Source organism: Streptomyces sp. NPDC030165, from assembly GCF_055573595.1.
Map to the genome: position 1 here is coordinate 55967 of NZ_JBVIBD010000023.1, position 24744 is coordinate 80710.

Sequence of the window (24744 nt, forward strand, 5' to 3'; positions counted from 1 at the left end):
CCGGGGTTCGAGGCCGGAGAGAGCCGCGGCGCGGACGCCGCCGCCCCAGCCGGAACTGCCCTGACCAAGATCACCACAGTCATGATCGTCCCAGCCACGGCCGTCCCATCCCTGACCGTCCCGGACGAGGACGTCCCGGGCGAGGATGTCGCCGACGGGCACGTCACGAGCAGGACCGCCGCAGTCCGGCCCCTCTCCCTGAACCCGTACGTCTCCCCAGCCCGGCCCCTCACCTCGATCCGGGCCCTCACCCCAGTCCGAACCGTCCCCACCCACAGCACTGGCTCCCCGGGAGCCGCGCCTCCGTGAGACGGTGGGGGTGGGATGCGCAGCGGGCGTCCGCGCTGGGTGCGCGCCGCGCCCGCAGCAGTACGGAGCCCCTTCCCGTGGGCTCTCCCAGGCGGGCAGGGACACGTTGCCTGCCCGTGCGGATACCCTAGAAGCCGACTTGACCCTGCCCCCGACCCCGAGGATCGACGACCGCCGTGTTCGATACGCTTTCCGACCGCTTGGCGAGTACTTTCAAAAACCTCCGGGGCAAAGGCCGCTTGAGCGAGGCGGACATCGACGCCACGGCGCGCGAGATCCGGATCGCCCTGCTGGAGGCCGACGTCGCGCTGCCCGTCGTCCGGGCCTTCATCAAGCAGGTCAAGGAGCGGGCGACCGGCGTCGAGGTCTCCCAGGCGCTGAACCCCGCCCAGCAGGTCATCAAGATCGTCAACGAGGAGCTCATCGGCATCCTCGGCGGCGAGACCCGTCGGCTGCGCTTCGCCAAGAACCCGCCGACCGTCATCATGCTGGCCGGTCTGCAGGGTGCCGGTAAGACGACCCTCGCCGGAAAGCTCGGCAACTGGCTCAAGCAGCAGGGCCACGCGCCGCTGCTCGTCGCCTGTGACCTGCAGCGCCCCAACGCCGTCAACCAGCTCTCGGTCGTCGCCGAGCGCGCCGGGGTCGCCATCTACGCGCCCGAGCCGGGCAACGGCGTCGGCGACCCGGTCAAGGTCGCTCAGGACTCGATCGAGTTCGCCCGCTCCAAGCAGCACGACGTGGTCATCGTCGACACCGCCGGCCGCCTCGGCATCGACCAGGAACTGATGCAGCAGGCCGCGGACATCCGTGACGCGGTCAAGCCGGACGAGGTCCTCTTCGTCGTCGACGCGATGATCGGCCAGGACGCGGTCAACACCGCTGAGGCGTTCCGCGACGGCGTCGGCTTCGACGGCGTGGTGCTCTCCAAGCTGGACGGTGACGCCCGCGGTGGTGCCGCGCTGTCCATCGCGCACGTCACCGGCAAGCAGATCATGTTCGCCTCCAACGGCGAGAAGCTGGACGACTTCGACGCGTTCCACCCGGACCGCATGGCGTCCCGCATCCTGGGCATGGGCGACATGCTCACGCTGATCGAGAAGGCCGAGCAGACCTTCAGCCAGCAAGAGGCCGAGAAGATGGCCTCCAAGCTGGCGAGCAGCAAGGGCAAGGACTTCACGCTCGACGACTTCCTGGCCCAGATGGAGCAGGTCCGCAAGATGGGCTCCATCTCCAAGCTCCTCGGGATGCTGCCCGGTATGGGGCAGATGAAGGAGCAGATCAACAACCTCGACGAGCGCGAGGTCGACCGTACTGCCGCGATCATCAAGTCGATGACGCCCGGCGAACGCCAGGACCCGACCATCATCAACGGCTCGCGCCGTGCCCGTATCGCCAAGGGCTCCGGTGTCGATGTCAGCGCGGTCAAGAACCTCGTCGAGCGGTTCTTCGACGCCCGCAAGATGATGTCGAAGATGGCCCAGGGCGGCGGCATGCCGGGGATGCCCGGCATGCCGGGGATGCCTGGCATGGGTGGCGGCGCCAAGAAGAAGAAGCAGCAGAAGCAGGCCAAGGGCAAGCGCAAGAGCGGCAACCCCATGAAGCGGAAGGCCGAGGAGGAGGCCGCTGCCGCCCGCCGCGAGGCCGCACAGTCCGGCAACCCGCTGGGTCTGCCGCAGGGTGATGACGCGAAGAAATTTGAACTCCCCGACGAGTTCAAGAAGTTCATGGGCTGACACCGGCCTCCTCCCCCGGACGGCACGCGCCGTTCCCGGGGGCGTGTACGGCGCGTAGGCGTGTGAGCGAGCCCCTGGCCGGAGCCCCGGTCGGGGGCTCTTGCATGTGGTCATCGCGGTACACCTGCCGATCCGGCCGCCGGCCGCAGCAACGGGGTGCCGCTGCCGAGCGCACGTGCACTCAGTCCGAGTGCGACCGCCGCCGTGGCCCCTACGTCCGCGAGGGTGCGAGCTGGTTGCAGACGGTCGGGGCGGGTGGCCTCGGGGCGGTGGATCAGCAACGGGACGTACTCCCGCGTATGCCAGGCATGGCCGATCACCGGGTCATTGCCGTGGTCGCCGGTGACGATCAGACGGTCGCCGGGGGAGGAGAGCAGCGGCAGCAGCGTGCTCAAACCCGTATCGGTCTGCTGGAGCACGGAGGCGTACCGTGCGGCGTCCTGCTGGTGCCCCGCCAGGTCGGTCTCCTGGACATTGCTGACGATCAGCGCCGTATCCCGGGCCCGGCGGAGGGCGTCGCGGGTGAGCGCGAAGACCTCGGTGGTGGCGACGGCGGTGCGGCACACCGCCGCGTCGCAAGCCAGCACATCCGCGGCCTTGCCCACGAGGGTGACGGGGACACCCGCGCCCGCCGCCAGCTCCGGCAGCCGGCGGGCCCGGTCCAACGGTGCGCCGAGATGCCGCACCGCCAGCCCGCCGTTCCGGTAGAAGCCGCTCGCCGGGGTGTCCAGACCGACCGTGCCGAGGGCGCCTTCCCGCACGAACGTGTGCAGCGGAGCATCGGCATGGCCGACCACGGCGATCACCCGGGCGACGGGCGCCACCGAACGCACCACCCGGGCAACGCGGAGGACATTCGTGAACGAGACGTCTTCCAAGCGGCCGGAGACATTCCAGTTGACGCCCGGGTCCGCCTCCAGGTTGTCGTGGACGAGGATCCGCCCGTCCACCACCAGCACCGGCCGCCCGTCAAGAAGGCCTGTGGCGTGCCCGTTCTCCCGTAGCGCCGCGGCGGCCTCGTCGAGATGCCCGGCGAGCCGGGCCACCGTCACCTGACTGAAGTCGGACCCCATCATGGTCTGGTGCCCGGCGTACGTGTCGGCGCCCGGATAGCCCAGAGCCGCGCGGCCCGCGGCCACCGGGAGGGCCGGGGCCCGTGAGAGGTCCGGATGTGGGTGGACGAAACCGAGACCGAGCGCCTCCAGAGTCGGCAGCGCAAGGCGGTGGCCCGTGGCCGCACGGTGACGGTCGAGGAGATGGCCGAGCGTGTCGGCGGCGGCGTCGCCGGGGCGCTGCGCGTCCGCGTCAGGCATCGCGCCGATGCCGAAACCGTCGATGACGACGATGACGATCCTGCTCATGGCCCACCTGCGCCTTCCCTGCCCATGCCGTCCGCGCTCTCCGGAAGCGGACGGCCGAGCGCGTCGTGGCAGCCGATCAGCCGCGGCGAGCCGGAGGCGAGGCCGGCGACGACGGCGACGGTGCTGCGGGTGACGAAGATCTGCGTACGGAACGCGAGGACGGCGGTGTCGCCGGGCCGGGCGTCGCCGGGAGCCAGCAAGCGGTAGTAATCGATGTTCTCGGCAGGGGCTCGCTGGACGGCGAGCCGGGCACCGGTACGGGGAATCAGCGCCGACTCGACCCTGGACCTGGGGTAGAAGCCGCCGCCGTGCAGGGCGGGCCGCCCATCGGCGAGGACGTGCGCGACCTCGGTGACATAGACGTAGGCGGGCTGTTCCGGCTGACCTCGGTCGACGGCATGGAGAGGAGTGGTGCCGGTGAGAGCATGGCCGGGCTCGCCGTGCGTGGCACCCAGACCGGCGATCAGCGGCAGCGTGGCCGCGCAGGTCGCGCCCGGAGCACTGAGCACCAGGTCCGCGTGCCCGCGCGCGGCCAGCACCGCACGGGCCTCGCGGACGAGTGCGAACGTGGCAGTGGGGCGCGGCTGCCCTGAACCAGGAACACACTGGACGCAGGGAAAACCGGTGACCCCGGCAATGCGGACCCCGGGCAACTGCTCCACCTCGGCCGCGAACTCCGCCAGGCCACCGAGTGGTACACCGCCCTCCTGCCCCGGATACACCAATCCGGGCGCACCCTCGATCCGTACGAGAAGGTCCTGGACGCAGCCCAGTCGGCGCGCGGCATCGGAGACGGCCCGGGCGTTGGCCGCATCGAAGACGGTGACGGCCCCGGGACGCCGGGCCAGGACCTCGGGAAGCGCACGGTGCGGAACCTGCACCAGGTGGCCCACGTTCCCGGCCCGCACACCCGCCACGTAGAGGGCACGGGCTTCCGGCGCGTCGATGGCGGCGAAGAGGGGCAGGTGCCGGGCCACGGCGCGGATCAGTTCGGGATTGCGGCCGACCTGTTTGACCACGGGCCAGAGGCCGAGGTCCCACCGTCTCGCTTCTCCCGCCAGCAGCGCGGCATTGGCCTCGACGGCATCCAGATCCACGACGTACGTGTCCGGCTGCACCTCACCGGTGCGGTGCAGCTCGGCGGCGTAGTCGATCAGCTGCGGATTACGCGCGAGAACGGTGTCGAGGAACATGGCGGTTCAGCCCCCTTCCCCGTGCCCGGGAACGCCGTAACCGGTGCGGACGACGCCCAGGTCGCGCAGCGCGCGGCGAAGGATGTCGATGACCAGGTCCGCACCGGCCCGCATCGGATTGACCCGTACCGTCCAGTCGGCGAGCTCCGGTGCGTCCTCCAAGGTGGAGCCGGACATCCGGTAGACGAGCGGAGCGATCTCGTACCGGGAGTTGGCACCGACCGGGTACGGTGCGGCGCCGTACCGGGCCGCGGCAGCCGGTAACGCCTCGGCCACGGGCCGATCCAGCCTCACCAGCACACAACGGTCCTGGACATTGGCGATCCGCACCTCGGCAACACCGGGCACCTCCCCGGCCGCCAGCCGCTCGGCGACCTCCGTAGCCGTTCTGGACTGCACCGCCCACATCACCGGGACATGGCTGAGCGCGCGCAGCGCATCCAACGCCTGATGCCCCTGCACCTGGCCGCCGCCCGAGTAGTTGTCGTCGTGCACCCGCTCCACGAGATCGCGCGCCCCGACGACCGCTCCCACCCCCTCCGGACCGTGCAGCTTGAACAGTGAGAAGCAGGAAGCACTGGCGCCCAGTTCCACGCCGCACGCCGGGACACGGAAGACCGCGTAGTTGTCGTCCACGATGGTGCGCACGCCGGCGGCGCGGCAGGCGGCGAGCACCTCGCCCGGGTCGTGGGAATCCGCCGCCCGCTGCCGGGTGTGCTGAACGAAGGCCCACCGGAACCGGCCGGAGGACAACGCCCGGTCCAGCGCGGCGGGGTCGTCGAGGTCCGCTTCGACGGTCTCCACGCCCAGCCTGCGCAAGGTGACACCGGTGGTGCGGTAGACCGGTGCGCGGTGCACGAGCAGCGGATCGCCCGCTCTGAGCACGGCGCCGAGCGCGGCCCGGATGGAGCCCGTTCCGGCGCCCTGCACCAGGGCCGCGGTGGGAGCCCCGAAGAAGTCCGCGAGGACGGCCTCGACCCGCGAGGTGGTACGTGGACGGCCCAGGCCCGGCACCACTCCAGCGTCCGCCTCGAAGAGCTGCCGGCCCTCGAAGTGCCGGGCCACGCACTCCACCAGCCGGAACTGGTTCGCCACCGCGTCCTCCACCGAGACCGTCGGCAACGGGAACGTCCTGGGCAGCCGCACACTCATGTCAGCGCCTCCCGTCCCGACCGGCCTTCGGTGCCGGGAGTCAGGCCGTGTCTTGGCGCGGGCCCAGGGGCCGACATCGATACGGTGTCCGGCTGCCCGGCCGACTCCCGCGCCGTCCCCTGCCCGGCTGCTCCGTCCCCGCTCGTGAGAAAACGCAGCGGGTTACGGCGGGTCAGCAGGTCGATCAGTTCCTCGTCGGCTCCTGCCGCCCGCACGCGCGGCAGAAACGACCGGAACAGGTGCCCGTACCCCTGGCCGCCCTCACCGACCAGGTAGCCATGCCGGGAGATGTCGCAGCTGAGCAGTACGCGGTCGGCGTGCCCGGCCTCAAGCAGCGCGAGCAGTAACCGCAGCCGGGTGGCATCGCTCTGGTAGCGCTCCTTTCCGACGGTGTCGAACGCGACGTACGCGCCCGCCGCCGTCAGCTCCCGATGGACCACGGGATCGTCGAGCAGATCCTGGTGCCCGATGCTGATCCGGTGCGGCGCCAGGCCTGCCGCGGTCAGCAACTCCAACTGGGCGCAACCGCCACGCCCCAGCTGCGCATGTGTCGCCAGCGACAGCCCGGTCGCCACGGCGGCACGGGCGGCCGCGGTGAGCGTACGGGCCTCCGGCCCGCTCGGCACACGGCCATGGCTGCCGACTTCCCCGATGACGCCGGGAAGGACCCCGCCGCTCCCCGGCCTGCCGGTGATCTCTTCGATCAGGACATGCGTCAGTTCCTCGACGCCCGCGCCCTCCACCTCGTCCGGATGGAACGCCTCGTGATACCAGCCGGTACCCGCGACAACCGCCACCCCCGAAGCCCGGGAGATTCGGGCCAGTGCCGCGAGATCCCGGCCCATGCCACGGCAGGTCAGCTCGACGACGAGCGACAACCCGAACCGCTCCCGAAGCCCGGTCAGTTCACCGGCCACCGCAGTGGCGTGCTCGGTTCCCAACGAGGCCGCGCGGTCGGTGGCCCGCGTGAGGTCGAGGGCCAGGTGCTCGTGCGCGAGCACGGGGCCCCGCACGGCGCTCACGGGCAGCGGTCCGGTGACGGTCCGCAATGGAGAGATCATGACGCACTGCCTTCCTGGCGTCCCACGTACGCCGGCTCAGCTCTTGACCGGGGTGAAAAGGTGCAGCCAATGGAGGAGATTGAGGACGATGCCGGTGACGACGACCGCGGCGGGAGCGGCGGCCATCCGTACCACCACCCGGCCCACTGACTCGTTCAGCAGGTAGAGGCCGCCGGCTATCAGGATCCCCACCCCGCCACCCATGGCGTTCGCCGCCATCAAGGAGCCGAAGAGGATGGCCAGTTGCAGGGTGTCGCCGATGGCGCCGCGCAGGTGCTCGGAGCAGTCGCGCACCGAAGGCAGCCCGCTCAGCACCTTCCCGATCCAGCTCAGGGCCAGCACCTCGGCGGCGAAGACCAGCGCCCCGCAGACCACCGCCAGCCAGGGGTTCGGCAGCAGATATCCGACCGGATAGACGAGGGTGAACCCGACGATGCCGTACGCGCCCGAGGCCAGAGCCGTGGTGGCGATCAGTGGGATGAATCCGAGGGCCCGGTAGAAGTCGACCTGCGCCGCTTCCGCGTACTGCCCCTTGGCGATCAGGAAGCTGGTCGCCTCCCCGCCACCGAACACATGCAGCTGGGCCAGCAGACAGACACCGGAACCCAGCACCATGAACAACGGCAGATGCCGCCGCAACCGGGCCGCACTGGCACCGAACAGGGACGCCAACGGATCCACTTCGCCCGGCACCCCACCGGCGGCCGGGTCGCCCGGGCCCGCCCCCTCCGCGGCCGTCACCGTGCCCGCCGTGGCTCGCTCCGTCCGGCGCTGCCGTACGTCCTTGGCCACCGCGAACCCGATGAGGAGCAGCACACCGACCGCCATGGCCGGCGCCCCCGCGAACACATCGGGCCACACCTTCATCGTCAGCACCACGAGCGCCAGCTCCACCCCGCCGGCCAGAGCACCGCGCAGCCTCCCGAACTGCTGGGTGATCGCCAGCACCGGGAACAGCGTGAAGAGGAAGAGAATCGGCGTCGCCATCTGCTGCATGGCCGTCAGGAAGTCGACCGGCAGATCGTGCGCGAGGTCGTTGGCCCCGGCGAGACCGAACACGACCACCGCGCCCCACGCGCCGCCGAGCAGCGGCGCCAGCCACTTCTTCGGCGCGAGGATGCCCAGGACGTCGGTGGGCAGGAACACCAGCCAGGGATTGAGCACCCCGGAGGAGAGCGCCATCGGTGCCCCCAGCCCGAAGATGAACCCGGCGGAGAGCCCGAAGGACACCGCCGTGGTGGCGCTCCGGGTCGTACGGCCCTGGATGAAGTCGAGCATGAAGGGGCGTACACCGTCGTTGAAGACGGCCAATGCCAGGTGCGAGAGGACGGCGGTCAGCGCGCACAGGGCCACGACGGTCAGTTGCTGCGCGAGCGGGAAGTCGAGACCGGTGCTCGCGGTGGAGACGGTGCTGCTCACGGGGCCACTCCTTTGCGCCCTGGCACGTCATCGGATGGCACGGCCCACGGGGGCCGGGGCATCGGGCCCGGTCGCGGGCCCGGCACGGGTCAGTTACGGGCGGCTATGGCTCCTGCCAGCGCGGGCGTGATCACGTCGATCTGGTCCACGGCGAAACCGAACACCTTCTTGCCCTGGTCCAGCAGGGCGTCGATCTCGCCCTCCGACGGGACCGAACGGCCGAAGGTGTGGCAGACGGCGGAGCCCATGAGCCCGACCAGCACGCCCAGCGACGCCCCGGCCCCGGTCTGGCAGGTGCCGAGGAAGTAGTCCGCCCGGCCGGCCCGCAGTCGAGCGGCCGCGTCCATGTCGTTGCTGACCACGACCTCGACGCCGTCCAGCGCCAGCCGCTTCACCATGTCCGTGACCTTGGCCTTGCCGACACCGCCGGTCAGGATGATCGTCATGATGTGTCCCTTCTCAGGAGGGCGAAATGCATCGCCAGGAAGCTGATCTCGGACGCGGGGAGCGGAGAGCCGAGGGCGCTCTCGGCCCGTACGGAGACGGCGCGGGCCCGCCGGGCGGCCTGCGGGTGGTCGGCCAGTTCGGCGGCCGCTATGTCGTCGGCGCGGAACTCCTCGACCGGCTCGCCGTTCTGCAACCGGGTCAGCGCCATCAGCAGATGGCTGGTGAGCATCCCCGCGGACTCCTCGGTGACCACGCACCCTTCGGCGGCCAGCGCGTCCAGTTCGGCCCGTACGAACTCGGCGATCCCGGACTGCACCTGACCGCTCTCCACGAAGATCCGGATCCGTTGCGCGAGCAGAGTGTCCATGCCCGTCCCCCTGGTCGTCGGTAGACGAAAACTGGTGTCTTGCGCATACACGTGAAGCCTCGGAGGAGGGCCTGCGCACAGCACTCCCGATGACACGTTCGGAGCGGCGCTCCAACTCGCCGCCCTTCGCCGGCCGCCACACCCGGCTCAGTAGGAAGGAACGCGCTCCCCTCGCAGCACCTCGGCCTGCAGGCTCGTGACGGCTTCCAGATCGAGCGCCCCGCTCACTGCTGCCAGCGCTTCGCTGCCCTCTCTGCGGGCTATCAGTGCCGCACTGGAATTGCGCAGCGACAGATCGTCGGAGTCCCCGTCACCGAGCGGCAGCACCTCCACCTCGTCACCCAGCTGCCCCTGCACCTCGTCGAGGCTCCATACGGTGGCGTCGGCCCGGTCGTGTGCGAACAGGTCGTGGAGCCGTATGAACGAGCTCTCCAGCCAGGTGACGTCCTGTCGGTCGGCGAATGCCCGCTCAGCCAGGGCACGTTGGTCCTCCGACGTGGGATCCACGGCTACCCGCAGGCCGTCGGTGTCGAGTTGGGCCCCGTGCCGTAGCAGCAGCCCGTGCTCGCCGGCGTAGGTGGCCGGCCCCAGGTCGGCGATCAGGTCGACGGGATGCCGCTCCATCAGCCGGTCGGCCGCGAAGCGGGACAGCACCGCCAGATCGACCTTGCCGTCCAGCAGGGCGGACACCCGCGAGGCGGAACCGCGCATGAAGGTGATCGCGAACGGTGCGCCGGCCTCCTCGAAGGCGGTCCGCAGCCCGGTGGCCAGGCCTTCGTAACGGCGCGAGTGGGGCAGCGGCATCGCGGCGAGGACGGTGCCCAGCCCGGCGAGGCGCCACAGTATGGTGCGGTCCGCGCGCACCAGGAAGGTGCCGAGATGCCCGCGCGCCACGGTCTCTATCGCGCCCGACTCCTCCAGCAACTGGAGCGCCGCCTGCACCGTCCCGTTGCCCACTCCGAGCTCCGAGGCGAGGTCGCGGACCCGGGGGAGTCGCGCGGCGTCGCCCTCGGTGGGCCGGTTGATCAGAAGGGCGGAGAGCCGCCGGGCGGCGTGTCCGTTGCGGGTCAGGAACCGTTCGTCGATGCTGTTCATGGAAACGACAGTAAACAGAATTCTGGATATTGGGTATACCTCGCACGGGTGAACACCTGGAGCCTCGACGTTGACGCGCGCGCCCGGCTCCGGCGAGCGGCGGGTGGAATGCGAAACGGGCGATTGCCCGATCCAGTTGCTGATCGGCACCCGGCCCAGGCGCGCACCGCAGTGACAGCGCCCCGGAGCAAGCCGGGTGGTGAACGATCGGAGCCGGCGGTCAGGGCGCCGGATGGGACAAAGGAGCAGGGGATCGAGGCAGTGGAAGAGCGGAGGGCCGAAGCAGCGAACGGTCGGAAAAAATCACGTGCGGGCGATGAGATAGCGGAACACGTTCGCCATCCAGACCGTGCCGTCCGGACGCTGGTGCGGGTGCAGCGCCTCGCTGAGTTCCTTCTCCACCTGCGCCGGTTCGGTGACCTCCAGTGCCGCGTCGAACAGGCCCGTGGACAGCAGCCCGCGCACCGCGCTCGGCAGGTCGCCGTATCCGAACGGGCAGGCCACACGCCCCGACCCGTCGGGCCCCAGCCCTGCGCGGTCGGCCAGGTCCTCAAGGTCGTCCCGGCCGCTGGGCCGCCAACCGCCCGTCGTACGCAACGGGTCCGCCAGCCGCTGGGCCACCCGCAGCACACTCGCCGTGGCGCACCGCTCCACCGGCCCCCAGCCGCCCAGCACCACAGGGCTGCCGCGCTCCGCGAGTCCAGCGGCCGTCGCCAGTGAAGCCGTCAGCCCCTCGATGCTGCTGACGCAGCCCACTGGGTGAAAGGCCGTCACCAGGTTGAACGTGCCCTCCGGAGCGACCGCCCGCTCAGGACCGCCGCACGCCAGCATCGTGTCGCTGGCCACACCGTCCCGGGCCTCGCGTGCGTGGTCGGGAGTCAGTCGTTCCCGCGCGAGGCCCAGCCGTTCTTCGTCCGCGTCCACGCCGCAGACCTGCGCGCCGCGGGCCGCCGCGATCAGCAGCGCGAGCCCGGAACCGCAGCCCAGGCCCAGCAGCCGGGTGTGTGGCCCGACGCCCACCCGGTCGTACACGGCCTCGTACAGCGGCACCAGCATCCGTTCCTGGATCTCGGCCCAGTCGCGGGCGCGCCCACAGGAGTCGGCCGGCGCGGAAGGGCCGTGAGAACCGGGCGAGCCGGACTGCCGGAGGTGATGCCGTACGAGCGTGGGTGTCATCGAAAGCGCCCCAATCCGCCGAGAACCCGAAGCTGTCAGTGGTCGATCTCCCCCGTGTCCCGCCCCTGTGTTCGCGTCGTGCGCCCCCGCATTCCAGACAACCCCCCATCCGGCCCGGAGTCCAGGGGTGCGCCGGGGTTGTCTCCCGCGCGCCCCTCGGTGCGCCGGGGTGCAATTCCGTTTGCCGACGCCGGGTGTCGCGCCCCAACCATGCGCGCCATGACGAAGGCCCCCGTTCTCACGCCCCAGGCGGACGACTTTCCCCGCTGGTACCAGGATCTGGTCAGCAAGGCCGAGCTGGCCGACAACGGGCCGGTGCGCGGCACCATGGCCATCCGGCCGTACGGATATGGGCTCTGGGAACGGATGCGGCGGGAGATGGGCGCGCGCATCAAGGAGACCGGTGCCCGGAACGCCTACTTTCCGCTCCTCATCCCGCAGTCGTACCTGACCAGGGAGGCCGGGCACGTCGAGGGCTTCGCGCCGGAACTGGCGGTGGTCACCCATGGTGGCGGCAAGGAACTGGAGGAGCCGGCCGTCATCAGGCTCACCTCCCAGTCCATCGTCAACGAGCACTTCTCCAAGTGGGTGCAGAGCTACCGCGACGTCTACGCCGACGTCCTGGCCGTCGATGCGGTGGCCGGGCGCAAGACCCCGGCGGAACGCTTCGCCGGGGCCGTCAACACCCTCACCCTCGAAGCGATGATGGGCGACGGCAAGGCCCTGCAGATGGGCGCCAGCCACGAACTCGGCCAGAACTTCGCGCGCGCCTTCGACACGCGGTACCTCTCCAAGGAAGGCAAGCAGGAACTGGTCTGGCAGACCTCCTGGGGCAGTACCACCCGCATGATCGGCGCGCTGGTCATGGCGCACGGCGACGATCACGGCCTGCGTGTGCCGCCCCGGCCGGCCCCGGTCCAGGCCGAAGTCCTGGCGGTCAAGGGCGACGACGGCGTACTGGCCGAGGGCCGGCGGATCGGCGACGCGCTGAGGGCCGCGGGCGTACGCGTCCAGGTCGACGAGCGCACGGACATCCCCTTCGGGCGCCGCGCGGTGGACTGGGAACTGACGGGCGTGCCGCTGCGGGTCGAGGTCGGCCCGCGTGATCTGGAGAATGGCACCGCGATGCTGGTCCGCCGCACCCTCGGAGGCAAGCAGCCGGTCCGGGTCGACGTGCTCGCCTCTCTTCTCCCCGCGCTCCTGGAGGAGGACCAGGCGCTGCTCCTGCGGCGGTCCCGTGAACGCCGGCAGACGCGCACCTCGGACGTGACGTCCCTGGGGGAGGCCGTCGAGGCGGCGACCGCGGGCGGCTGGGTCCGCATCCCGGGGGCGGTGCTCGGTTCGGAGGGGGAGGCCCGGCTCGCCGAGCGGTCGGTGACCGTACGGTGTCTGGTGGCCGAGGACGGGTCGGTGCCCGACGCGGACGACGCCCCCGGTAGCATCGCGGTCGTCGCGCGCTCCTACTGAGCCCCACCGGGCTCCACCGGTGTCACGTCGTGACTCAAGGGCAACGGTTGCCCCGGCGCGTACCCATCTCTTACGCGCCGGGGCGTACGCGCGGGTACGCCCCGGCTTGCCACCCGACGCGCGCCTTCTCCGCAGTTCTGCGCACACGCCGTCCTCGAAACCCATGACCACAAACTGACCGGTACGTGCAAATTATTTGAGATGCCCCGTAATCGGAACACTGGGCGGGCCCGGCTCGTTGTCACGACGTGAGCACGACACCGCCTGTTCTCGCCGCCGAGCTGGCGCTCGCGTGGGCCGACATTCAACGGCACCACCCCGAGCTGCCGGACCTGGCCGCGCCCGAGTCCCTGATCGGAGAGTCCTCGTCCGCCTGTGGGGCCGAGCTCTCCTTCGAACGGCTGCTGCACGAGGCAGTCCACGGCATCGCCGCCGCCCGCGGCGTCCGCGACACCTCGCGCGCCGGCCGCTACCACAACCGTCGATTCCTCGCGATCGCCGAGGAGTTGGGCCTCGACCACGTCGACGAGCCGCACCCGAGCAGCGGCTTCTCGCTGGTCACACTCAACCCCGAGGCCAGAAGGCGCTACCGCCCCACCATCGAGCGACTCGCCAGAGCCCTCAAGGCGCACTCCGCCGCGACCACGACCGACAGTGCCCGCAGCTTCCGGGGCCCGGCCGCCCGGCACGGCTCGTCCGGTGGTGGTGTGCGCGTCAAGGCTGTCTGTGATTGCGGCAGGAATGTCCGGGTTGTTCCGTCCGTGCTGGCCCAGGCGCCCATCGTCTGCGGCGGCTGCGGCAAGCCGTTCCAGATCCCCGAGGTGGCCGCGGTCGGCTGACCTGGAGTGGTGTGGCACAATGGTCAGCTGTACTCGACAGTCGCACAGGACCCCTCTCTCCTCCGGCTGGCGCGTCCATCGGGCACCCGAGTACCGCAACCCCACGTGGCATCCCGTTGTGCCCAACCACGTCAAGACCAGGAGACACCACTCCCGTGGCAGTCAAGATCAAGCTGAAGCGTCTGGGCAAGATCCGCGCGCCTCACTACCGCATCATCATCGCCGACTCCCGCACCCGCCGTGACGGCCGGGCCATCGAGGAGATCGGCCTGTACCACCCGGTACAGAACCCGTCGCGCATCGAGGTCGACTCCGAGCGTGTCCAGTACTGGCTGGGTGTCGGCGCGCAGCCGACCGAGCCCGTCATGGCCATCCTCAAGGTCACCGGCGACTGGCAGAAGTTCAAGGGCCTGCCCGCCCCGGCGCCGATGAAGGTCGCCGAGCCGAAGGCCGACAAGAGCGCCCTGTTCGAGGCTCTGGCCAAGGACGGCGACGAGCCGAAGGGTGAGGCGATCACCCCGAAGGCGAAGAAGGCTGACAAGAAGGCGGACGAGGCCGAGGCCGAGTCCACCTCCGAGTCGACCGAGTCCTGATCATGCTCGAGGAGGCCCTCGAGCACCTCGTAAAGGGCATCGTCGACAACCCCGACGACGTGCAGGTCGCCTCGCGCACCCTGCGTCGCGGGCGCGTTCTGGAGGTCCGGGTCCACCCCGACGACCTCGGGAAGGTGATCGGCCGCAACGGCCGCACCGCGCGTGCCCTGCGGACGGTCGTAGGCGCCATCGGCGGCCGTGGCATCCGGGTCGACCTCGTCGACGTGGACCAGGTCCGCTGAGCAGAACCGGGGCACCGGGTACTCCCCGGACCAGGCAGTACCGGCACGGGCCGGGGCGGGCTACGGCTCGCCCCGGCCCGTTGTCGTAGGCATCTGCGACGATGCACGCATGACCGTTATCACCGATTAACGAAACACGAGGCGAGGACCGCCACCGCCGAGAGCGGCGGGCGGCCGGCCGCGAAGAGGGGCACTGTGCAGCTGGTAGTCGCGCGGATCGGCCGCGCCCACGGCATCAAGGGCGAGGTCACCGTCGAGGTGCGTACCGACGAGCCGGAGCTGCGGCTCGCACCCGGCGCCGTACTGGCCACGGACCCGCCCGCCGTCGGCCCGCTGACCATCGAGACAGGCCGGGTGCACAGCGGACGCCTGCTGCTGCGCTTCGAGGGCGTCCGGGACCGTACGGGCGCCGAAGCGCTGCGCAACACGCTGCTGATCGCGGAGGTCGACCCCGAAGAGGTCCCCGAGGACCCCGAGGAGTTCTACGATCACCAGCTCATCGACCTCGACGTGGTCACCCGCGACGGCACCGAGGTCGGCCGCGTCACCGAGATCTCCCACCTGCCCTACCAGGACCTGCTGATCGTCCGCCGCCCGGACGGCAGCGAGATCATGATCCCGTTCGTCTCCGAGATCGTGCCGGAGATCGATCTGGCCGAGCAGAAGGCGGTCGTCGACCCGCCGCCCGGCCTGCTCGACGACAGCCAGGCCGAGGTGGCCTCCGCCCGCGACGCGTCCGGTGAGGCCGCGTCTCCGAAGGTCGAGGGTGCTGCCCCGGTTCGTGACGCGGGCGAGGACGCGTAATGCGGCTCGACGTCGTCACGATCTTCCCGGAGTACCTGGAACCGCTGAACGTCTCCCTGGTCGGCAAGGCCCGGGCCCGCGGGCAGCTGGACGTACGCATCCACGACCTGCGGGAATGGACCCACGACAAGCACAACACCGTCGATGACACGCCGTACGGCGGCGGCCCCGGCATGGTCATGAAGCCCGAGCCGTGGGGTGAGGCGCTGGACTCGGTCCTCGCCTCCCAGGAGGGCGACCCGGTCATCGTCGTCCCCACGCCGAGCGGCAGGCCCTTCACCCAGCAGCTCGCCGTGGAGCTCTCCGAGAAGCCCTGGCTGATCTTCACACCGGCCCGGTACGAGGGCATCGACCGCCGCGTCATCGAGGAGTACGGCGACCGCGTGGACGTACGCGAGGTCTCCATCGGCGACTACGTCCTGGCCGGCGGCGAGGCTCCCGTCCTGGTGATGGTCGAGGCCATCGCGCGGCTGCTGCCCGGCGTGCTGGGCAACTCGGCTTCCCACCAGGACGACTCCTTCGCCCCCGGTGCGATGGCGGACCTTCTGGAGGGGCCCGTCTACACGAAGCCTCCCGAGTGGCGCGGCCGCGGCATCCCCGAGGTGCTGCTCAGCGGCCACCACGGCAAGATCGCCCGTTGGCGCCGGGACGAGGCGTTCCGCCGTACCGACCGCAACCGCCCCGACCTGATCGAGCGCGCCGACCCGGCCGCCTTCGACAAAAAGGACCGCGAGACCCTCTCGATCCTCGGATGGGCCGAGGGAACGGACGGTCGATTTGGGCGTACGAGCGACGGCGTGGAAGAATAGGCCGCTGCTGTGTGCGTCCGGCGCGCGCCCCTGCCACAGGGGGAACGACGCCCGCCCGACGGAACGGCAACCTCAACGCAATTCTCCAGTTCCGTTGATGACCTGTGGCATCAGCGAAGAAAGCAGTGGGTCATGAACCTTCTCGACTCCGTCGACTCCGCGTCGCTGCGCAGCGACATCCCGGCCTTCCGCCCGGGTGACACCGTCAACGTCCACGTGCGCGTCATCGAGGGCAACCGCTCCCGTGTGCAGCAGTTCAAGGGCGTCGTCATCCGCCGCCAGGGCGCGGGCGTCCGCGAGACCTTCACGGTCCGCAAGGTCAGCTTCTCCGTCGGCGTCGAGCGCACCTTCCCCGTGCACACCCCGATCGTCGAGAAGATCGAGCTGGTGACCCGCGGTGACGTGCGTCGCGCCAAGCTGTACTACCTCCGTGAGCTGCGCGGCAAGGCCGCGAAGATCAAGGAGAAGCGCGACAGCTGAACAGACGTCCGGCGTCCTGGACCGGCCGGATAGGCTCAGGGTCCGATGGACACCGACGCACAGCTTTCGGAGCGCGACCGCTCTCCCGCCCCCGAGCAGGGGCCGGAGCAGGGGTCGCGCTCCGCGTGTTTTTCCGGGCGGGTCCCCTCCGGGGCAGAGGCGGAAGCCGAGCGGCTCGGACCTGAGCAGGTCGGGACCGAGGAGTTCGGGCCTGTGGAGCGGGCGGAGCGGAGCCTACGGTCCCCGGAAGCACCAAAGGGACCGGATGACCTCCAGGACCAGTGCGCGCGGTCCCAAGAGGCGACACCGCGGCGGCAGCCGTCCCGCCTCCGGCGGTTCGGGTCCTGGCTGGGAGCAGGCGTGTCCGCCCTGTGGCACCGCCCTGTCCTGCTGCTCGCGACCTGCCTGGCCTTCGTCCTGCTGCTCAGCGCCTTCGTCGTCCAGCCGTTCCTGATCCCCAGCTCCTCCATGGAGAACACCCTGCGGATCGGTGACCGGGTGCTGGTCAACAAGCTGGCGTACCGCTTCGGCGGCGCACCACGCCGGGGCGACGTGATCGTCTTCGACGGCACCGGTTCGTTCCTGCAGAGCGAACCGAGCGAGAACCCGGTGACGGGACTGATCAGGGGAGCGGGCGCGGCGCTGGGGCTGGCCGAGCCCCCGGCCACCGACTACATCAAGCGCGTGATCGGCGTCGGCGGCGACCGGGTGACCTGCTGCGACAAACGGGGGCGGATCAAGGTGAACGGCGAGCCGGTGGACGAGGGCTACCTGTTTCCGGGGGACGCACCCTCCTCCGACACGTTCGACATCGTGGTGCCGGAGGGGAAGCTGTGGGTCATGGGAGACCACCGCGGCAGATCACGTGACTCACGGGACCACCTCGGCGAACCGGGCGGCGGCACCGTCCCGGTCGGCAAGGTGATCGGCCGCGCCGACTGGATCGCCTGGCCGGTGGGCCACTGGACGGCCCTGCACCGTCCGCGTGGCTTCGACGGCATACCGGGCGCGGCAGGCAGCCATGGGTAACCGAGGGCGGCCCAGGCGCGGGCACCAGGGGGTCGCAGGGGCGGGCGCGGGTGAGGCGGACGCGGAAGAGGCTTACGGGGGAGGTACGTACGGGGCTGACTCGTACGGAGGGTACGGGGGCAGCCCGTATGAGAGCGCGGGACATGGGGACGGATCGTACGGTAGCGCTGGGTACAGGGGCAGATCGCACGAAAGCGCGGTATATGGGGATGGGTCGCACGGAAGCTCGGGACACGGGAATGGGCCGTACGGCGAAGACCCCAGAGCCGACGGCAGCGCGCCCGTCAGTACGCGGACGATCAGGCCCGCCACCGGAGGGCGCGCCGAACGGCGGCGCCAGGCGCGCCGCATCAAACGTCGCAGGCGTCGCTCCTACCTCAAAGAGATACCGATCCTCATCGGTGTGGCCCTGGCCATCGCGCTGGTGCTCAAGACCTTCCTCGTCCAGGCCTTCGTGATCCCCTCCGGCTCCATGGAGCAGACCATCCGGATCGGAGACCGCGTCCTGGTCGACAAGTTCACCCCCTGGTTCGGTTCGGAACCGGAGCGCGGTGACGTGGTTGTCTTCAAGGACCCCGGAGGCTGGCTCAAGGGCGAGCAGGTCAAGCCCGCCGACGACCCGGTCGTGGTCAAACAGGTAAAAGAGTTCATGACCTTCATCGGGCTGCTCCCGTCGGCCGACGAGCAGGACCTGATCAAGCGAGTGGTGGGGGTCGGGGGCGATACCGTCAAATGCTGCGACAAGCAGGGGCATGTCACGGTCAACGGAACGCCCCTGAATGAGCCGTACATACATCCGGGCAATCCGCCCTCACAGTTCGCGTTCGAAGTCAAGGTTCCGGTCGGCCGGATCTTCGTGATGGGCGACCACCGCTCCAATTCGGCGGATTCGCGGTATCACCTGGACGAGCCGTACCGTGGGACGATCTCGGTGGACAGCGTGGTCGGCCGGGCCGTGGTCATCGCCTGGCCGGTGGGACACTGGCGCCGCTTGGAGGAGCCTGACACCTATGCGACCGTGCGCGACGCGCCGGGCGCGAGGGCGACGGCGGGGCAGGCTCCGCATAGTGTGTCCTCCGACGGTTTGTCCGAACTCCCGACCCCTGCGGAACTCCCGCTCGTTATGGGAGTGGTGGGCCTGCACCGGCTATCGGGCAGGCAGTGGCGTGGCGTAAGGAGTGGATGTGGGGGACTTGGCGGTCGGCGCGCGGTCCGGAACCGAAGAGCCCGAAGAGCCGGCGGGAAACGGTGAGTCCTCACAGCCCGCCGCATCCGGAGTACCGGGAGGACCGGCGGACCCGGCGCGGGCGACGGACCCGGGACAGCCGGCCGGCCCCGGGCGACCGACGGGCCCGGGCGTGTCGATGGACAAGGAACAGCCGGTGGACGAGGAGGAGAGCGGCAGCGTGAAGAAGGGCAAGAAGCCGCGTGCCTTCTGGAAAGAGCTGCCGATCCTCATCGGGATCGCGCTGGTCCTCGCGCTGATCATCAAGACATTCCTGGTGCAGGCGTTCTCCATCCCGTCCGACTCGATGCAGGACACCCTGCAGCGCGGGGACCGGGTGCTGGTGGACAAGCTCACCCCCTGGTTCGGCTCCGAACCGGAACGTGGCGAGGTCGTCGTCTTCCACGACCCGGGCGGCTGGCTGAACGAGGTGCCCACCCCCGAGCCCAACGCGATCCAGCAGGTCCTCAGCTTCATCGGCCTGATGCCGTCGGCCGAGGAGAAGGACCTGATCAAGCGGGTCATCGCCGTCGGCGGCGACACCGTGGAGTGCCAGGGCACCGGACCGGTCAAGGTCAACGGCACCGCCCTGAAGGAGGACTCGTACCTCTTCCCCGGCAACACGCCGTGCGGCGACAAGCCGTTCGGACCGATCAAGGTCCCCAAGGGCAGCATCTGGGTCATGGGTGACCACCGCCAGGACTCCCTCGACTCGCGCTACCACACCAACCTCAAGGGCAACGGCACGGTCGAGGTCAAGCAGGTCGTGGGGCGCGCCTTCACGATCGCCTGGCCGGTCAACCGCTGGTCGTGGCTGTCGGTGCCGGACACCTTCGACCAGCCCGCGCTGAACAAGGCCATGGCGGCGACGCCGGCGGCCCTCGGCCTCGCGGGCGCGGTACCGGTCGTTCTGTGGCGGCGCCGCAGGCGGGCCGCGCGGGTCGCGCAGCCGGTGGAGCGGGCGTCGGACTGAGCGGGTGATGGCGTGGGGACCTGTACGGGGCCGCGCCCTGTAGGGGGTCGGGCCGCGTACGGGGCGGGATGCTCACGGGGCCGGGGCACGTACGGGGCACGCGGCCCGGCGGGTACGGGTGTCGGAGGCCTGGGAGCCGGAAGGTCCGGGCCGCCGCGCCGTCCGGTGGCCCGTAGGCCGACGACGTCAGATGCCCACCCGATGAGCACCAGGTGCGTACCTACGCCGTGTCCCGTTCTCCCGGCTCATGGTGCTGACTGGGGACGTACCCCCGGGTAGGGTGCCGTCCCAGATCTTCGACGCGGGTCGTTCGCGGGGCGGGAGCGCTGGGATGAGCAGCAGCAAGACACGTACGGGCGACGGCCGCGGACGGACGACGGGCAGTGTGCTGTCCGGTCTGGTCGTGGCCGTCGGCTGTGTGCTCTTCCTGGGCGGCTTCGTATGGGGAGCGCTGACCTACCGCCCCTATACGGTGCCGACCGACTCGATGGCCCCGACGATCGGGGTGGGGGACCGGGTACTGGCCGAGCGGGTGGACGGCTCCGAGGTACGGCGCGGTGACGTGGTGGTCTTCCGGGACGCGGTGTGGGGCGATGTGCCGATGATCAAGCGGGTCGTCGGAGTGGGCGGCGACACGGTCGCCTGCTGCAGCAAGGACGGCCGGCTGACGATCAACGGCAAGCCCGTCGAAGAACCGTATCTCCATGCCACGGGCCCGGCCTCGCCGACCGGCTTCAACTCGAAGGTACCGGTGGGCCAGCTCTTTCTCCTCGGCGATCACCGCAACGACTCCCTGGACTCCCGGACGCACCTCAAGGACGCTGACCACGGCTCCGTGTCGCGCACTGCCGTGGACGCGCGGGTGGACGCCAGGGCGTGGCCGATCGGCAACATGGGTGTGGTGGAACGGCCGGAGAGCTTTGCGGCGATGCCCGGCGGAACGTCGCAGCCCGGCCCGGTACGCGTCATCGTCATCGCGGTCGTCGCCGGAGCGGTGATGATCCTCGGCGGTGCGGCGTACGGGCCGCTGGCACGACGCAGGAGGCACAGGAGTGGCTGACGGAACGGGTGCCGACACAACGGACGAGGCGTGTGAGGCGCTTCACGACCTGCCGGTGGAGGTGCGGCAGGTCTCACGGGTGGTGCTCCTGGACCCGGACGACCGGGTCCTGCTGCTGCACGGCTACGAACCGGGCGATCCGACCCGCACCTGGTGGTTCACGCCGGGCGGTGGCCTGGAGGGCGCGGAGACCCGCGAGGAGGCCGCACACAGGGAGCTGGTCGAGGAGACGGGCATCACCGACGTACGGCTGGGGCCGCTGCTGTGGAAACGGTGCTGCTCCTTCCCCTTCGACGGTCGGCGCTGGGACCAGGACGAGTGGTACTACCTGGCCCGTACGGACCGGACTGCGACCGCGATGTCGGGGCAGACAGATCTTGAGCGGCGCAGCGTGTCGGGACTGAGGTGGTGGACTTCGGAAGATCTTTCCGCGTCGCATGAGACGGTGTATCCGACGGGATTCGCCGAGCTGCTGCGCAGGCTGCTCGACGAAGGGCCCCCTGACGCGCCGGTGCTGCTGGCTACCGAGAGCGCCTGACGCACAATAGGGGGACGCACGGCTGAAGGGGATCTGCCATGAGCGCCGAGGACCTCGAAAAGTACGAGACCGAGATGGAGCTGAAGCTCTACCGGGAGTACCGCGACGTCGTCGGGCTGTTCAAGTATGTGATCGAGACTGAGCGCCGTTTCTACCTCACGAATGACTACGAGATGCAGGTGCACTCCGTGCAGGGTGAGGTCTTCTTCGAGGTCTCAATGGCCGATGCCTGGGTCTGGGACATGTACCGGCCGGCTCGCTTCGTGAAGCAGGTAAGAGTGTTGACGTTCAAGGACGTGAACATCGAGGAGCTGAACAAGAGCGATCTGGATCTTCCGGGGAGCTGAGGGCGCTGGGGTGAGGGCGCCGAGCGAGGTGCCGCACCGGGGCCGAGGTGCGCTGGGGCCGGTGCTGGACTCGCGGGGGCGTGGGCTGTCGCCGGTCACCGGGCCGAGTGACGAAGTTGTCCACAACCACTCGGTTGTCCACCAAGATCCAACAGTTGGTGGCTGAAGCGTCACAGTCGGTGCCGGAGGTGGTGCCGAGTGAACGCCACGAACGAGAAGAATCGCCGGCCGGAGCCGTGCGAGAAGGATCCTCAGGAGAACCCGGGCGCGGAACGCCGGGGCGGCCGAACGATCACCAGCAGCCGGAGCGGCCTGCCCGTCCCCCGGGGTGGGCCTCGAAGCGGCTCCCGGCGAGCCAGATCCCGCCGCCTCCGCAATCCCTCCGGACAGACCGCCGCTCCCGGTGACGCGCCCGGCATGCCCATTACGCCTGTCACGTCTGTTGCATCCGTCACGTCCGCAACATCCGCCACGTCCGCAACATCCGTCACCGGTGCACGACGAGCACTCGGACGATACGGGGAAGACCTGGCGGCACGGCACCTGATCTCCGTCGGTATGCGCATCCTGGACCGGAACTGGCGATGTCAGGACGGCGAGGTCGACATCGTGGCCGCCGACGGCGATGCCCTGGTGCTCTGCGAGGTCAAGGCCCGCCGCGCCGGCTCGTACGAACACCCGATGGCAGCCGTACGGCCCGAGAAAGCCGCCCGCCTTCTTCGCCTGGCGGAACGCTGGCTTGAGGAACACGGCGGCCCGCCGCCCGGCGGAGTGCGCATCGACGTGGTCGGAGTGCTGCTGCCCTCACGCGGCGCGCCGCTCCTTGAGCACGTGCGGGGGGTGACCTGACATGGGATTCGCCCGTACGTGCTCGGTCGCGCTGGTCGGGGTCGAGGGCGTGGTCGTCGAGGTCCAGGCGGACCTGGAACCGGGAGTGGCAGCCTTCGCGCTGGTCGGCCTCCCTGACAAGAGCCTGATCGAATCGCGGGACAGGGTGCGAGCAGCCGTCGTGAACTCCGGCGGCGAATGGCCGCAGAAGAAGCTCACCGTCGGCCTCAGCCCGGCCTCCGTTCCCAAGGGCGGCAGTGGTTTCGATCTCGCCGTGGCTTGCGCGGTGCTCGGCGCGGCGGAACGGATCGATCCGCGCGAGCTGTCCGATCTCGTCATGATCGGTGAGCTGGGGCTGGACGGCCGCGTCCGCCCGGTACGCGGGGTCCTCCCGGCTGTCCTGGCCGCGGCCGACGCCGGCTACCGCCAGGTCGTAGTACCGGAGAAGACCGTGGCCGAAGCATCTCTCGTCCCGGGAGTCTCTGTCCTCGGCGTACGCAGCCTCCGACAGCTGATCGCTGTGCTCACCGACGAGCCGGTGCCGGAAGAGGAGGACGACAGTGCGGTTGCCGAAGGACGCCCGGATTCGCTGCTGGCGGGGCTCGCCGTGCCGGGCAGCGGACTCGACGCCGAGCGTGTACACGGCGACCGGCTGCCCGACCTGTCGGAGGTCGCCGGACAGCACAGCGCACGGAGAGCCCTGGAGGTGGCGGCAGCCGGACGCCATCACATCTTCTTCCTGGGCCCTCCCGGAGCGGGGAAAACCCTCCTGGCGGAACGCTTGCCCGGCCTATTGCCCAGACTCTCCCCCAAAGAGTCCCTGGAGGTGACGGCGGTGCACTCGGTGGCCGGCGCCCTGCCACCGGGACAGCCATTGGTGGACCGTCCGCCGTACTGCGCTCCCCACCACAGCGCGACGATGGCCTCGCTCGTGGGCGGCGGCAGCGGCCTGCCCCGGCCGGGAGCCGTGTCGCTGGCCCACCACGGCGTCCTGTTCATCGACGAAGCCGCTGAATGCAATGCCCGTGTACTGGACGCACTACGGCAACCACTGGAATCCGGATATGTCGTGGTCGCACGAGCCGCCGGAATGATGCGAATGCCGGCGAAGTTCCTCCTCGCCCTGGCCGCCAACCCCTGCCCGTGCGGCCGCCACGGCACACTCGGAGGCGGCTGCGAATGCCGCCCGTCCACCATCCGGCGCTACCGCGCCCGGTTGTCGGGTCCGCTGATGGACCGCGTCGACCTGCGGGTGGGGGTGGAGCCCGTCGCGCGTTCCGAATTGCTGTCGCTCGCCCAGGGCGTCGAAACCACCGCCGAAGTAGCTGAACGGGTACGAGCCGCCCGCGACCGCGCCGCCGCCCGCCTCGTGGGCACGCCATGGAGCACAAACAGCGAGGTCCCGGGCCACGAATTGCGTACGCGCTGGCAAGTAGCACCAGGAGCGCTGGCACAAGCGGAACGCGACTTGGAAACCGGCCTCCTGACAGCCCGCGGCATGGACCGCGTACTCAGGGTCGCCTGGACCTCAGCCGATCTCGCAGGCCACGACCGTCCGACGTCCGAGGACATCAACTGGGCCTTGGAGCTACGTACAGGCATCAGGCGGGGTGTGCCTCTCACGACGGGAGTGAGGTGAGGTTGGGGGAAGAGAGTGGGCCTGGGCTGAGCTGGGGAAATGCTGGTTTGGCCTAGGCGGTCGGGCGTGGAACGGGGAGGGAGGTGTGGGGCGGGTGGGCCGGTCGGGCGTGGATTGGAGTGAGGTGTGATGGAGCGGCAGGGCGTGGTCGGCCCGGGCGGGGGCGCGGGGCGGGCGCGGTAGGCCATGGTGACCCGCGCCTGGCGGTGTCTCGCAGCTGGTCGGACTGTGAGCCGACGGGGCGTCCCTGCGGTAGGGCGTGGCGTGGTGCCGTCAGTACGACGGCCGCGGCGCCGTTGTGGTGCAAGGCGCAGGGGCGCTGCGTGCGGAGGGGACGTAGTGGCGCGGTGCCCGCGATCGCGGTGCGGCGTGGTGAGGCGAGGCGGCGTGGTGAGGCGAGGGGGGTGCGGCCCGGTGTCCGCGGTGTGGCGGCACAGCGTGGCCTGCGGCGTTGCGGCATGACGGCGCGCTGGTGTGGCGACGGGGAGGCACGTGGGTGCGGGCGCGAAGGGGGACGCGGTGGGCGCAGATGCGCGCGGGCGAAGGCGTGCACGGGAG

Annotated in this window: 25 protein-coding genes; 16 read left to right on the forward strand and 9 right to left on the reverse strand. The window is 70.3% G+C overall.

Annotation, left to right across the window (positions count from 1 at the left end):
* The first annotated feature begins 485 nt into the window (after positions 1-485).
* Positions 486-2042 (forward strand): signal recognition particle protein, encoded by a 1557-nt coding sequence (gene ffh / locus ACZ4Z1_RS33550; protein ID WP_468490431.1) that lies wholly within the window; start codon positions 486-488, stop codon positions 2040-2042.
* 110 nt (positions 2043-2152) lie between these two features.
* Here the strand turns inward: ffh and ACZ4Z1_RS33555 are convergent, their stop codons facing one another.
* From ACZ4Z1_RS33555 to ACZ4Z1_RS33595, 9 genes are all read right to left on the reverse strand, one after another.
* A complete protein-coding gene (locus tag ACZ4Z1_RS33555) occupies positions 2153-3403 on the reverse strand; it encodes a phosphopentomutase (protein ID WP_468490432.1) in 1251 nt (416 codons plus the stop codon).
* Positions 3400-4596 (reverse strand): alanine racemase, encoded by a 1197-nt coding sequence (locus ACZ4Z1_RS33560; RefSeq protein ID WP_468490433.1) that lies wholly within the window; start codon positions 4594-4596, stop codon positions 3400-3402. Before ACZ4Z1_RS33560 ends, ACZ4Z1_RS33555 begins: the two co-directional genes overlap by 4 nt.
* A 6-nt stretch (positions 4597-4602) precedes the next feature.
* Positions 4603-5748: an aminotransferase class V-fold PLP-dependent enzyme gene (locus ACZ4Z1_RS33565; protein WP_468490434.1), complete on the reverse strand. Its 1146-nt coding sequence runs from the start codon at positions 5746-5748 to the stop codon at positions 4603-4605.
* A complete protein-coding gene (locus tag ACZ4Z1_RS33570) occupies positions 5745-6809 on the reverse strand; it encodes a phosphotriesterase family protein (RefSeq protein ID WP_468490435.1) in 1065 nt (354 codons plus the stop codon). The genes ACZ4Z1_RS33565 and ACZ4Z1_RS33570 overlap by 4 nt, the downstream gene beginning before the upstream one ends.
* Positions 6810-6845: 36 nt before the next feature.
* Entirely contained in the window at positions 6846-8228 is a 1383-nt protein-coding gene (locus ACZ4Z1_RS33575) for a YhfT family protein (RefSeq protein WP_468490436.1), read from the reverse strand.
* An 89-nt stretch (positions 8229-8317) separates the two neighbouring features.
* The gene (locus ACZ4Z1_RS33580; RefSeq protein WP_468490437.1) at positions 8318-8674 is read right to left on the reverse strand and encodes a DUF2620 family protein; all 357 of its coding nucleotides are present in this window, start codon (positions 8672-8674) and stop codon (positions 8318-8320) included.
* Positions 8671-9042 (reverse strand): PRD domain-containing protein, encoded by a 372-nt coding sequence (locus ACZ4Z1_RS33585; RefSeq protein ID WP_468490438.1) that lies wholly within the window; start codon positions 9040-9042, stop codon positions 8671-8673. Before ACZ4Z1_RS33585 ends, ACZ4Z1_RS33580 begins: the two co-directional genes overlap by 4 nt.
* 147 nt (positions 9043-9189) lie before the next feature.
* The gene (yhfZ, locus tag ACZ4Z1_RS33590; protein ID WP_468490439.1) at positions 9190-10137 is read right to left on the reverse strand and encodes a GntR family transcriptional regulator YhfZ; all 948 of its coding nucleotides are present in this window, start codon (positions 10135-10137) and stop codon (positions 9190-9192) included.
* A 303-nt stretch (positions 10138-10440) separates the two neighbouring features.
* Positions 10441-11313, reverse strand: coding sequence for a methyltransferase domain-containing protein (locus tag ACZ4Z1_RS33595; RefSeq protein ID WP_468490440.1), 873 nt, complete (start codon positions 11311-11313; stop codon positions 10441-10443).
* 219 nt (positions 11314-11532) lie between these two features.
* On the opposite strand from ACZ4Z1_RS33595, the gene ACZ4Z1_RS33600 reads away from it, so the two are divergent.
* The 15 genes from ACZ4Z1_RS33600 (at position 11533) to ACZ4Z1_RS33670 (ending at position 24186) form a co-directional block, all read left to right on the forward strand.
* On the forward strand, positions 11533-12780 hold the full coding sequence (locus tag ACZ4Z1_RS33600; protein WP_468490441.1) for a His/Gly/Thr/Pro-type tRNA ligase C-terminal domain-containing protein: 1248 nt from the start codon (positions 11533-11535) through the stop codon (positions 12778-12780).
* Positions 12781-13028: 248 nt separating this feature from the next.
* Positions 13029-13619 (forward strand): hypothetical protein, encoded by a 591-nt coding sequence (locus ACZ4Z1_RS33605; RefSeq protein WP_468490442.1) that lies wholly within the window; start codon positions 13029-13031, stop codon positions 13617-13619.
* A 155-nt stretch (positions 13620-13774) separates the two neighbouring features.
* The gene (gene rpsP, locus ACZ4Z1_RS33610; RefSeq protein ID WP_030018410.1) at positions 13775-14212 is read left to right on the forward strand and encodes a 30S ribosomal protein S16; all 438 of its coding nucleotides are present in this window, start codon (positions 13775-13777) and stop codon (positions 14210-14212) included.
* Between the two features lie 2 nt (positions 14213-14214).
* The gene (locus tag ACZ4Z1_RS33615) at positions 14215-14454 is read left to right on the forward strand and encodes an RNA-binding protein (RefSeq protein ID WP_003980229.1); all 240 of its coding nucleotides are present in this window, start codon (positions 14215-14217) and stop codon (positions 14452-14454) included.
* A gap of 195 nt (positions 14455-14649) precedes the next feature.
* Entirely contained in the window at positions 14650-15258 is a 609-nt protein-coding gene (rimM, locus tag ACZ4Z1_RS33620) for a ribosome maturation factor RimM (RefSeq protein ID WP_468490443.1), read from the forward strand.
* Positions 15258-16067 carry a tRNA (guanosine(37)-N1)-methyltransferase TrmD gene (gene trmD, locus ACZ4Z1_RS33625; protein ID WP_468490444.1) on the forward strand — a complete coding sequence of 270 codons (810 nt, stop codon included), beginning with the start codon at positions 15258-15260 and terminating at the stop codon, positions 16065-16067. Before rimM ends, trmD begins: the two co-directional genes overlap by 1 nt.
* Positions 16068-16199: 132 nt before the next feature.
* On the forward strand, positions 16200-16547 hold the full coding sequence (rplS, locus tag ACZ4Z1_RS33630; protein WP_003980226.1) for a 50S ribosomal protein L19: 348 nt from the start codon (positions 16200-16202) through the stop codon (positions 16545-16547).
* A gap of 360 nt (positions 16548-16907) precedes the next feature.
* Complete coding sequence (gene lepB, locus ACZ4Z1_RS33635; protein WP_468490445.1) at positions 16908-17576, forward strand: signal peptidase I; 669 nt, start codon at positions 16908-16910, stop codon at positions 17574-17576.
* Positions 17569-18828, forward strand: coding sequence for a signal peptidase I (gene lepB / locus ACZ4Z1_RS33640; RefSeq protein WP_468490495.1), 1260 nt, complete (start codon positions 17569-17571; stop codon positions 18826-18828). Before lepB (ACZ4Z1_RS33635) ends, lepB (ACZ4Z1_RS33640) begins: the two co-directional genes overlap by 8 nt.
* The gene (gene lepB / locus ACZ4Z1_RS33645) at positions 18770-19774 is read left to right on the forward strand and encodes a signal peptidase I (RefSeq protein WP_468490496.1); all 1005 of its coding nucleotides are present in this window, start codon (positions 18770-18772) and stop codon (positions 19772-19774) included. The genes lepB (ACZ4Z1_RS33640) and lepB (ACZ4Z1_RS33645) overlap by 59 nt, the downstream gene beginning before the upstream one ends.
* A gap of 331 nt (positions 19775-20105) precedes the next feature.
* Positions 20106-20834: a signal peptidase I gene (gene lepB, locus ACZ4Z1_RS33650; RefSeq protein ID WP_468490446.1), complete on the forward strand. Its 729-nt coding sequence runs from the start codon at positions 20106-20108 to the stop codon at positions 20832-20834.
* A 49-nt stretch (positions 20835-20883) separates the two neighbouring features.
* Positions 20884-21372 (forward strand): NUDIX hydrolase, encoded by a 489-nt coding sequence (locus ACZ4Z1_RS33655; protein WP_468490497.1) that lies wholly within the window; start codon positions 20884-20886, stop codon positions 21370-21372.
* Positions 21373-21410: 38 nt separating this feature from the next.
* Positions 21411-21719, forward strand: coding sequence for a DUF2469 domain-containing protein (locus ACZ4Z1_RS33660; protein ID WP_003980220.1), 309 nt, complete (start codon positions 21411-21413; stop codon positions 21717-21719).
* Between the two features lie 528 nt (positions 21720-22247).
* Positions 22248-22568, forward strand: a complete 321-nt coding sequence (locus tag ACZ4Z1_RS33665; RefSeq protein ID WP_468490498.1) for a YraN family protein — start codon at positions 22248-22250, stop codon at positions 22566-22568.
* A gap of 1 nt (position 22569) precedes the next feature.
* On the forward strand, positions 22570-24186 hold the full coding sequence (locus ACZ4Z1_RS33670) for a YifB family Mg chelatase-like AAA ATPase (protein WP_468490447.1): 1617 nt from the start codon (positions 22570-22572) through the stop codon (positions 24184-24186).
* Positions 24187-24744 lie beyond the last annotated feature (558 nt).